Annotated in this window: 7 protein-coding genes and 1 other RNA gene; 5 read left to right on the plus strand and 3 right to left on the minus strand. The window is 61.3% G+C overall.

The window, feature by feature from the left end; all coding sequences use genetic code 11:
- The first annotated feature begins 40 nt into the window (after positions 1-40).
- Complete coding sequence (locus tag ACI38B_RS06020) at positions 41-691, plus strand: regulatory protein RecX (RefSeq protein WP_439729966.1); 651 nt, start codon at positions 41-43, stop codon at positions 689-691.
- A 60-nt stretch (positions 692-751) separates the two neighbouring features.
- Here the strand turns inward: ACI38B_RS06020 and rnpB are convergent.
- Positions 752-1,103: RNase P RNA component class A (rnpB, locus tag ACI38B_RS06025), an RNA gene on the minus strand.
- Positions 1,104-1,286: 183 nt separating this feature from the next.
- On the opposite strand from rnpB, the gene hpf reads away from it, so the two are divergent.
- The 3 genes from hpf (at position 1,287) to trpD (ending at position 6,417) form a co-directional block, all read left to right on the plus strand.
- Positions 1,287-1,961 (plus strand): ribosome hibernation-promoting factor, HPF/YfiA family, encoded by a 675-nt coding sequence (gene hpf, locus ACI38B_RS06030; protein ID WP_439729960.1) that lies wholly within the window; start codon positions 1,287-1,289, stop codon positions 1,959-1,961.
- A gap of 223 nt (positions 1,962-2,184) precedes the next feature.
- The gene (gene secA, locus ACI38B_RS06035; RefSeq protein ID WP_439729961.1) at positions 2,185-5,064 is read left to right on the plus strand and encodes a preprotein translocase subunit SecA; all 2,880 of its coding nucleotides are present in this window, start codon (positions 2,185-2,187) and stop codon (positions 5,062-5,064) included.
- 303 nt (positions 5,065-5,367) lie between these two features.
- Positions 5,368-6,417 (plus strand): anthranilate phosphoribosyltransferase, encoded by a 1,050-nt coding sequence (trpD, locus tag ACI38B_RS06040; RefSeq protein ID WP_439729962.1) that lies wholly within the window; start codon positions 5,368-5,370, stop codon positions 6,415-6,417.
- Between the two features lie 322 nt (positions 6,418-6,739).
- Here the strand turns inward: trpD and ACI38B_RS06045 are convergent, their stop codons facing one another.
- Positions 6,740-7,312, minus strand: a complete 573-nt coding sequence (locus ACI38B_RS06045; RefSeq protein ID WP_439729963.1) for a hypothetical protein — start codon at positions 7,310-7,312, stop codon at positions 6,740-6,742.
- Positions 7,313-7,364: 52 nt separating this feature from the next.
- Between ACI38B_RS06045 and ACI38B_RS06050 the strand changes: the two genes are divergently transcribed.
- Positions 7,365-8,084, plus strand: coding sequence for a lysophospholipid acyltransferase family protein (locus ACI38B_RS06050; RefSeq protein WP_439729964.1), 720 nt, complete (start codon positions 7,365-7,367; stop codon positions 8,082-8,084).
- On the opposite strand, the gene ACI38B_RS06055 is transcribed toward ACI38B_RS06050, so the two are convergent.
- On the minus strand, positions 8,065-9,995 hold a 1,931-nt coding region (locus tag ACI38B_RS06055; protein ID WP_439729965.1), incomplete at its 5' end, for a PASTA domain-containing protein. The two genes, ACI38B_RS06050 and ACI38B_RS06055, sit on opposite strands and share 20 nt — an antisense overlap.

Below are 9,995 nucleotides of genomic sequence, written 5' to 3' on the forward strand. Positions count from 1 at the left end.
TACTCCCATCGCCGCGCATGATGCCGCATCAAGCTCGGCGATGGGCGCGCCTCGGCCGGAGGCCCGCGAAGATGCAAACGACGGGCATCCGGAAGACCGTAATCAACACGATGCCCGGGCGTATGCACGCGCTTGGGGGCGCGGAAGGGCCAAACGAGCCGGAAGGTGGGCCAGGGGCGCTGGTGCCAAAGGCGCTGCCACACCCAGGCAGGGGCCGAGTGACCCATGTGATGAGGATGCTTGCCGGGAAGCGGCATTGCGCCTGCTGGACTGTGCGGATCGCTCGAGTGCGGCGTTGCTGGAGCGTCTTGTTCTCAAGGGGTACGACGAAACCGTCGCCGACGCTGTCGTAACGAGATTGCGTGAAGTCGGTCTCGTCAACGATGAGGAATACGCCAGGTCAGTGGTCAGGTATTGCGCGGGGCGCATGCTGGGGGAGCGCGGTACGCTACTTGAGTTGTCGCGCAAGCGTGTTGACCGAGCGCTGTCTCAACAGGTAGTCGGCGAAGCCCGTGAAGCCGGCGTATTCGTCGATGCGGCTTGGGAACTCGGGCGTAGCGTCGCTGCTCGTACAGAGGGGCTCGATCCGCAAGTCAGACTGAGGCGGTTCTGGGCTGCCGGCGGACGCAAAGGTCATAGTCCTGACACCCTGCGGGACATATCGCACAGCCTGTTCGGCAAAGATGCCTGATGAGGTATGCCTGTTGAGGCCGGATACAACAGGACCCGCCGAAGTGGCGGGTCCTGGAAGTGGACGAGACCCCATATACCCCGGGTTCTGTCGTGTGTCTCCACACGGATGGCCATCCATCTCGACCTGACGTTGCCGCCAAGCTCTAGCAGCCTACCCGAAGACATGGGCGAGCAACCCTTGACGTCTTCTGCTTGGCCTTGCTCCCGATGAGGCTTGCCATGCGACCGCTGTCACCAGCGGCCCGGTGGTCTCTTGCACCGCCGTTTCACCCTTACTCGGCCGAAGCCGGGCGGTCTGTTCTCTGTTGCGCTATCTCTCAGGTCACCCTGGGCGGATGTTATCCGCCATCGTGCTCTGTGGAGCCCGGAAGTTCCTCAGTCATATTGACCGCGGCCATCATGGGGTCTCAGAATCACCATTATAAGCACATGCCTAATACAGCACGATAACGAGAAAAATTACGACACCCGAAAGCGAATTGTCTTCACTTTGCGAAGTATTCGGCTACAATAAGACATACCCGGACGGCGAAGACGCGGTTCGGGACAACCCACACACAGCGGGTAACACCGCTTGAGGCTAGGAGGTCCACATGGAAATCGTCATCACCGGACGTCACACGCAGGTCAGTCAGAAATTCCGTGACGTCGTTGAAAGCAAGATGAATCGTGTGACCGCAATCGCTCCGGACGCCCAGCGCGCTCAGATTGTCGTGACCCACGAGGGTAATCCGCGTCAGGCAGATACCGCCAAGCGCGTTGAGATCACCGTGGTGGCCGGACGCACCGTAGTCCGCGCCGAAGCGTCGAGCTCCGATGAGTACAGCGCTCTCGACATGGCTCTGGACAAGCTGACGCTCCGTCTGCGTCGTGCCCGTGACCGCCGCAAGGATCACCGTCGCGGCTATGTCAACCCGGTGCCGGTCGATCTTGGACCGGTTGAGACCCCGGACGAGGAGGAGTCCAAGGAAGAGGAGCCGAATAACAGCCCGCAGGCTGCGGTGGCTTCCGATTTGGGCCCGGGTGAATCCGTCGAGGTTCAGGTCGGCGACACGCCGATTGTCATCCGTCGCAAGCTGCACATCGCCGAACCGATGAGCATCGACGAGGCCCTGTACGAGATGGAGCTGATCGGCCACGACTTCTTCCTGTTCGTCAACAAGGAAACCGGTCGTCCGTCGGTGGTCTACCATCGTCACGGCTGGAGCTACGGCGTCTTCGAGATCGACACCGCCGAAAATGTGGCCAAGGCCAAGAAGGAAGCCTGAACACCGGCCGTTAGATAGCGGTTCCGTAGAAATATAGCGACGGGAGCCCGCGTTGCAGTGCACGCGGGCTCCCGTCATGCCGGCCGGGCGCACGACCCGCCCGTGTCGGCGCAATTGGAGCAGGGGAGTGTAAAATCCCCTCCGTCGCGTACTATGGGATGAGTTGTGTGCGGACTGGGTAGCCCGCCGCGCTCGTCGTGCTGAATGAACTAGGGAGCGAAACGTGGTAAACATCGTCGACAAGGCCCTACGTATGGGTGAAGGCCACCAGCTGAAGAAGCTGGAAAACGTCGCGAAAGCGGTGAATGCGCTTGAGGACGAGATATCGGCCCTCTCCGACGAGGAACTCAAAGGACAGACCGCCAAGTTCAAGCAGGAGCTTGACAACGGCAAGAGCCTTGACGACATCATGCCGGAGGCGTTTGCCACTGTGCGTGAGGCTTCGAAGCGCACGCTGGGCATGCGTCACTTCGACGTGCAGCTCATGGGCGGTGCGGCGTTGCATTGGGGCAACATCGCGGAAATGAAGACCGGCGAAGGCAAGACCTTGGTTGCGACCCTGCCGAGCTATTTGAACGCGCTCGAAGGCAAGGGCGTGCATGTGGTCACCGTCAACGACTACCTCGCCAGCTACCAGAGCGAGCTCATGGGCCGCGTCTACCGGTTCCTCGGTATGAGCGTCGGCTGCATCGTCACCGACCAGAAGCCGCCGGAGCGCCGCAAGCAGTACAACGCAGACATCACGTACGGCACGAACAACGAGTTCGGCTTCGATTACCTGCGCGACAACATGGCGTGGGACAAGAGCGAACTCGTACAGCGCGGCCACCATTACGCCATCGTCGATGAGGTCGACTCCATCCTGATCGATGAGGCCCGTACCCCGTTGATTATCTCCGGCCCGGCCGAGGGCGATGTCACCCGTTGGTACCGCCAGTTCGCGCGTCTGGTCCCCAAGCTCACTCGAGACGAGGACTACGAGGTCGACGAGAAGAAGAAGACCGTCGGTATCCTTGACCCGGGCATCAGCAAGGTCGAGGATTACCTCGGCATTGACAACCTCTATGAGCCGAGCAATACCGCGTTGATCGGCTATCTGAACAACGCGATCAAGGCCAAGGAGCTCTTCCTTCGCGACCGCGATTACGTGGTCACCCACGGCGAGGTGCTCATCGTTGACGAGCACACCGGCCGTATCCTGCCGGGCCGCCGCTACAATGAAGGCCTGCATCAGGCCATCGAGGCGAAGGAAGGTGTCGAGGTCAAGGCCGAGAACCAGACTTTCGCGACCATCACCTTGCAGAACTACTTCCGCATGTACGACAAGCTCGCCGGCATGACCGGTACCGCCGAGACCGAGGCCGCCGAATTCATGGGCACCTATAAGCTCGGCGTCATCCCGATTCCGACCAACAAGCCGATGATCCGTAAGGATCAGGACGATCTGATCTTCCGCACGAAGAAGGAAAAGCTGCACGCGATTATCGAGGACGTCGCCAAGCGCCATGCCAAGGGTCAGCCGGTCCTGCTGGGCACCGCATCGGTTGAATCCTCCGAAGTCGTCTCCTCATTGCTTGATGTGGCGAAGATCCCTCATCAGGTGCTTAATGCGAAGCACCATGCGAAGGAAGCCGCGGTCGTCGCGGTCGCCGGTCGCAAGGGCGCAGTCACGGTTGCCACCAACATGGCCGGTCGTGGTACCGACATCATGCTCGGCGGCAATGTCGAGTTCCTCGCCGACGCCAAGCTCAAGAAGGAAGGCTACTCGCCCGAAGACACCCCGGAGGAGTACGAGAAGCGTTGGCCCGGCACGCTGGCCGAGGTCAAGGCACAGGTCAAGGACGAGCATGACGAAGTCGCCAAGCTGGGCGGTCTGTACGTGCTCGGCACCGAACGCCATGAGTCTCGCCGTATCGACAACCAGCTGCGCGGCCGTTCCGGTCGTCAGGGCGATCCGGGTGAATCCCGCTTCTACCTGAGCCTCGAGGACGACCTCATGCGTCTGTTCAACACGCAGCTTGTCGCGCGTGTGATGTCCCGCGGCCTTCCGGAAGGCCTGCCGATTGAATCGAAGAGCGTGTCCAAGGGCGTGCGCAACGCGCAGAAGGCTGTCGAATCGCGCAACTTCGAAATCCGTAAGAACGTCCTCAAGTATGACGACGTGATGAACAAGCAGCGCAAGGTCATCTACGCCGAGCGTCAGGCCGTGCTTAAGGGCGAGGATATCCACGAGGACATCCTGCGCTTCATTGACGAGACCGTCGCCGGCTACATCCGTGGCGCAAACCGTGGCTCCGCCAAGCCTGAGGATTGGGACTGGGACGGCCTGTTCAAGGCGCTGTCTCAGATCGTGACCATCACGGTTGACGAGGACGAAGCCAAGAAGGCCGTGAGCGGTCTCAAGGGCGACAAGGCATCCGAGGCCCTGCGCAAGCTTATCGTCGATTCCGCCAAGGAATCCTACGCGAAACTGGGCGAGAAGCTCAGCGAAGAGGCGCTGCACCAGCTGGAACGCCGCGTGGTTCTCGCAGTGCTCGACCGCAAGTGGCGCGAACACCTCTACGAGATGGATTATCTCAAGGACGGCATCGGCCTGCGCGGTATGGGCCAGCGCGACCCGCTGGTCGAATACCAGCGCGAAGGCTACCAGATGTACAACCAGATGATCGAGGCGATCAAGGAAGAGACCATTCAGCTGCTCTTCCACGTCGACATCCAGGAAGTTGCGCAGAACGAGGACATCACCAGCGAGCATGATGAGGATGTCGCTGTGGACAAGGCTGAAGAGGCGGTCGGCATCACCTCGACCGACGCTGAGGACGAGCCCACGACTGTCAGCTCCGCTCCGGAAGATCCCAGCGAGTCCGATGAGACGGCGGATGAGGACGATGCGGCCGAGCACCGCGAGCCCGGCGTCGTCGGCCCTGCGCCAATCAGCCACGAGGATGTCAAGCTGCCCGCCAGCAAGCGACCCAAGAGCGACGAGCTCAAGAGCCCGTGGGCGGACGGCCGCACCTTCCCGGGTACGCCGAAGAACGCGCCGTGCCCGTGCGGTTCGGGGCGCAAGTACAAGATGTGCCACGGCCATAACGAGAAGGCCTGATTGCTTCGAACAGCGGTCGGTGTGATTTGATTCACGGACGGCGGCGTCATCATGGAAATCCATGGTGGCGCCGCCGTCCGTTTGCATATGCGGGTATGCATGCGGATGATCTGCATAATCATGACCCTTCGTCCATCATCCGTCGCGTCAGCGGTGCCGCCGACCCGACCTGACTGCCCGGATTGCCCTAACACTGCACGAATTTCCGGAAGGAACCTCAGAATGTGGACGTTCACGTGGTAGAACACATGAAGTCGATACAATAAGCCACAAACCATAACATCAGATGCACAGGAGGGCATGATGACTGAGATCACTTGGAAGTCGATTCTCGCAGAACTCGTCAACGGCAATCATTTGAATGCGGACGAGTCCTGGTGGTTCGTCAACGATCTCATGAACGGCAATGCCAATCCTGCATGCGTTGGCGCCGTCCTTGCGACCCAGCAGCAGCTTGGTTTGACCGCGCCCGAGATTGAAGGCGCCGCGAAGGCGATGGTCTCTCACGCTGTGCCGCTTAACGTCTCGGGTGAAACCACCGATATCGTCGGAACGGGCGGCGACAAAGCCGCGACCGTGAACCTGTCGTCCATGGGCGCTGTGGTTGCCGCGGCAGCCGGCGTGAAAATCGTCAAGCACGGCAATCGTGCTGCATCGTCGAAGTGCGGCTCAGGCGACGTCATCGAAGCCTTGGGCGTTCCGCTTGACCTCGCTCCGGAAGCTGTGGCCGAAATCGGCGATGAAATCGGCATCACCTTCGCCTTTGCAAAGACCTTCCACCCGGCTATGCGCTTCGTCGGCCCGGTCCGCTCGGCGCTGGGAATCCCGTGCGTATTCAACGTGCTGGGACCGCTGACGAATCCGGCAAACCCGAAGCATGTCGCCATCGGCTGCGCGGACCGCACATTGAGCCCGCTGATGGCACAGGTGTACGCCAACCGCGGCCAAAGCGGCATGGTGTACACGTCGAGCGAAGGCCTTGACGAGATGGCTCCGACCGGCCCGGTTTCCGTGTGGCTGATCGCGGACGGCAAGGTCACGGCAACCGAATTCAATCCTGTTACCGAGCTTGGCCTTGACCCGGTGACTATCGAGCAGCTTCGCGGTGGAGAGCCTGAGCTCAACGCCAGCATTTTCAGGGACTTCCTCGACGGCAAGCCGGTTGCTTCGCGGACAACAGCGTTGCTCAACGCCGCCTCCGCCATCGTCGCCGACGGCCATCTCATCGCTGACGGGTCGCTCGCCGATCGCTTCCGTCAGGCCTACGGGCTGGCCCAGGAAGCCGTTGATTCCGGCAAGGCGAAGGACCTGCTGGAGCGTTGGGTCAAGCTCGCGCAGTCCAAGCGAGCATGACCCCAAGCCGTGCTGCGGCAATGACGTGGCGTGCTACTCCGGCCATCGACACAATCGGTGGTCGGAGACACACCTGCCACGGCGGCGTGGGCCCGTTGCAGTGACATCGCCCCTGCCGTCGGCAACCTTGTCGTTGGCACAACCGAAGCGCTAGCCCGTGTATGCATCCGACCTACTGGTGCATATCAACTTCGAAAATACATCACCTTCGAATCCATACCAGAGGGGCTGTCCGAATGTTTCCCGGACAGCCCCTCTGCATTTCCGCACAAGCCCAGGCGTTCACTCGCAGCCGGGTGCGCGCGTTCTTGCTTTCACCCGTTCAGACACGGGCGCCATCGTCGAACGGATCGTCGTGATGGACATGCCCCCGCCGGCTCGCCACTAATCCGGCAATGCCAAGCAGCAGACAGATCGCGCAGACCGTCCCGATAATCCCCGTGAATTTGGGCACAAGCACCGAAGCGATGATCCCCAACACGCCGATGACCGTCAACGCAGTGAACAGGATGACGCTGTGCGGTGTAGGCGCGAAGGACGTCGGCGGCACGAAGCGGTCGCCGTAACGGTCCATCACGTCGTCGGTATCCAGCCAGCTGGAAGCGGTGTTGTCTCGCGGGCCGCGGCCGGCTCCGATGGCGTCGTCGGTGAAGGTGCCCTGATCGAGGTCATCTACCGAAAGCAGCGCTTTCTTCTCGGCACGGCGGGCGTGTCTTTCGAATCGTTTCGCGTTTCGAGACCGCTCCACGTCCTCAAGATCGCGCGCGTGATCGTGAGCGAACGCCTCCCATGCCTCGTCAAGCGGCTCGCCGGAGGATGAGCCGCCTTGCGAGCCCTCGCCGGACCCGTTCGCTGGACGCTCTCCTGACGCATTGGTATTGTTGTGCTCAGTCATAGGTACCACTGTAAACGAGCGTCAAGTCAAGTCGCTGGGAGGGAGAGCCCTCGTGCTCTACTGGTTTTTCGTCCGGACCTTGGGTCCGATCGCAAGGCGTCGGTTCAATCCAACTGTCGAAGGGCTTGAGAACATCCCGCGCAAGGGCGGGGCGATCATCGCGGCGAACCATCTTGCGGTCATTGACGACGCGCTGCTGCCGATGACATGCCCGCGCATGATTCATTTCATGGGCAAGGCCGAATACTTCGAAGGCAAAGGCATCAAGGGTCGGTTCAAGAAGTGGTGGTTCACATCCGTGGGCGTGTTCCCGGTCGACCGCTCGGGCGGTTCCAAATCGTTGGGTGCGCTCAACCACGCCAAAGAAATCCTTGAGGATGGCCATTTGTTCGGCATCCATGTCGAAGGCACCCGCAGCCCCGATGGCAGGCTGTATCGCGGGCACACCGGTGCCGCGCGTCTCGCGTTCGAAACCGGTTGCCCGATTATCCCGACGGCGATTATCGGCTCGCGCGACCTGCAAAAGCCAGGTCAGGTGATTCCGAACAAAGGCAAATCGAAAGTGATATACGGTGCGCCGATTCCGGTCGAGCGCAAGGATCCGCAGGATGTGACGCATGAGGAGCTGCGTGAGCTGACCGATCGCGTGATCCGCGCCATCGGTCAGATGAGCGGGCAGGAGTATGTCGACGAGTATGCGCAGACCGTCAAGGCAAGGATGAAGGCCGAACAGGAGGCGCAGTCCTCGGCGGTCACACCACAGTCAGTGTGATCACGGTCTTGTTGCCGTTCGCGTCCCGGACACGTACCTGCTGACCGGCGGACGGCGACTGCAACCGCACGGTGTGGGTCAGGTCGCCGAGCGGGGCGCTGACCTTCACCTCCAGACCGAGCGCCTGCAAGGTCGCAGTCGCATCGCTGGTGCTTTTGCCGGTCACATCAGGCAGCGTCACCATTTGCGGGCCCTTGGAAACCACGACATCGACGGTGTCACCCCAGTGCAGTTGGGTACCCACCGCCTGCGATGCCGAGATAATGCTGCCACTGGGCACGGTGTCGCTATATTCCTCGCTGTAAGTGGCCTTGAGCTGCAAGCTGTCGAACAAGGCCTGCGCCTCGTCTTTGGTTCTGCCGACGACATCCGGCATATTGACCGGCATCGGTCCCAAGGAGAGTTTCACCACCACGCTGTCGTTATGATCCATCGTGGTGCCAGGGTCGGGGGAGATGCTCAGCAGCGCGTTCTTCGGAACGGTCAGCGAATACTCGTCATCGTTGATGTTATGCGAAATGTTCGTGAAGCCTGCCTTTTCGAGGGCGGTCAGGGGATCCTTGCCGTTGTCAGTCGATGGGTCGGTGATATCTGAGGGGATGGTCGCCTGACGCACGCCTTTGGACACGGTGACTTTCACATTGCCCGCGCTGCGTTTGCTGATATGCGCTCCAACCGTGGACGGCGTGGTTGAGATGATGTTGCCCTCTTCGACGGAATCGCTGTATTCTTGGGCAACGGAATAGGGGATTCCGGCGACGTTGAGAGTGCTGCGGAACGAGCTCCAGCTGACATTCTTGATGGTGCAGGTCTTGCCTGCCTTACACGTCAGATCAGTGGGTTTCGGCATCGTCCAATAGCTGCCGGGGCCCAGATAATACCACCATGCGCCGCATCCGGCGCCGGCGGCGAGCACAACGGCCACGATGGCGGCGATGATGACCGGAACCTTGCTGCGCGGCCGCCCGCCACGGGAATGCTCCGCGACGCCGGAAGGCTCGATATCCGATGTGTCAGTTGTGGTGATTGCCTGGGTGAAGGCGTCCTGGCTGGTGATGCTTCGCGGTTTTCTCTCGGCGTTCGGATCGGTTGCAAGGATGCGGGTACGCGTATCCGGTGTGTTCGCGGCGCCGGAACGCCCGTCTGAAGGCGTTGTGGCGGATGCGTCGGGGGACATGTCGACGGACGTCGTTGCGGAATTCGCCGCGGACGACGACGGTACCGGCGGCTGCGGCGGGTAATCCGCCCGTGCCGTTGCGGCTGTTGCGGCCACAGATGCTACAGATGCTCTCGACGTTGTTGATGCCGCAGCATCATGCCCGTTCTCGCCGCGCGAGGCGACCAAGCCGTTGGGTGCCAACGGGGATCCGCCGTCGCCGGTGGATTCGTCGCGCATAGGATCGTCCGACCGCCGGTACAGCCAAGCCTCCATCGGCATCCCGGAAATCACCGTGCGCAGGAGTCGTTGCGCTTCCATGGCGTCCGCCGGCCTGTCCTCGACCGAACGTGCCGTCAGTTGCGCGATGAATTCGGAGACGGACGGTTCGATTCCCGGGCAGCGGGTAATCACCGGGGGAACGTCCTCGTGCACATGTTTGAACACCATCGTCACCGGGTTGTCCGATTGGAACGGCGGTTCGCCGGCAAGCATCTCCCAAGCCATGATGCCCACCGAATACAGGTCTCCCTGGGGTGTGGCCTGATTGTTCTCAATCATCTCGGGAGCAAGATATGCTGCCGTGCCAAGCAGCATGCCCGTCGTGGACAGCGTCGCCTGCGATGCGGCTTTCGCCAGCCCGAAATCAGTGATTTGCACATGCCCGCGGTCGTTGAGCAGGATGTTTTCCGGCTTGATATCCCGGTGCACGACCCCCGCTCGATGCGCCGCCGCAAGCCCGTCCAGCGTCTCCG

The organism is Bifidobacterium sp., from assembly GCF_051876855.1.
Classification (GTDB): Bacteria; Actinomycetota; Actinomycetes; order Actinomycetales; family Bifidobacteriaceae; genus Bifidobacterium.

What these genes read in the sequence shown, in the direction of transcription:
- ACI38B_RS06020 (WP_439729966.1), top strand. Translation starts at nt 41, where the DNA reads ATGGGCGCGCCTCGGCCGGAGGCCCGCGAAGATGCAAACGACGGGCAT.
- hpf (WP_439729960.1), top strand. Translation starts at nt 1,287, where the DNA reads ATGGAAATCGTCATCACCGGACGTCACACGCAGGTCAGTCAGAAATTC.
- trpD (WP_439729962.1), top strand. Translation starts at nt 5,368, where the DNA reads ATGACTGAGATCACTTGGAAGTCGATTCTCGCAGAACTCGTCAACGGC.
- ACI38B_RS06045 (WP_439729963.1), bottom strand. Translation starts at nt 7,312, where the DNA reads ATGACTGAGCACAACAATACCAATGCGTCAGGAGAGCGTCCAGCGAAC.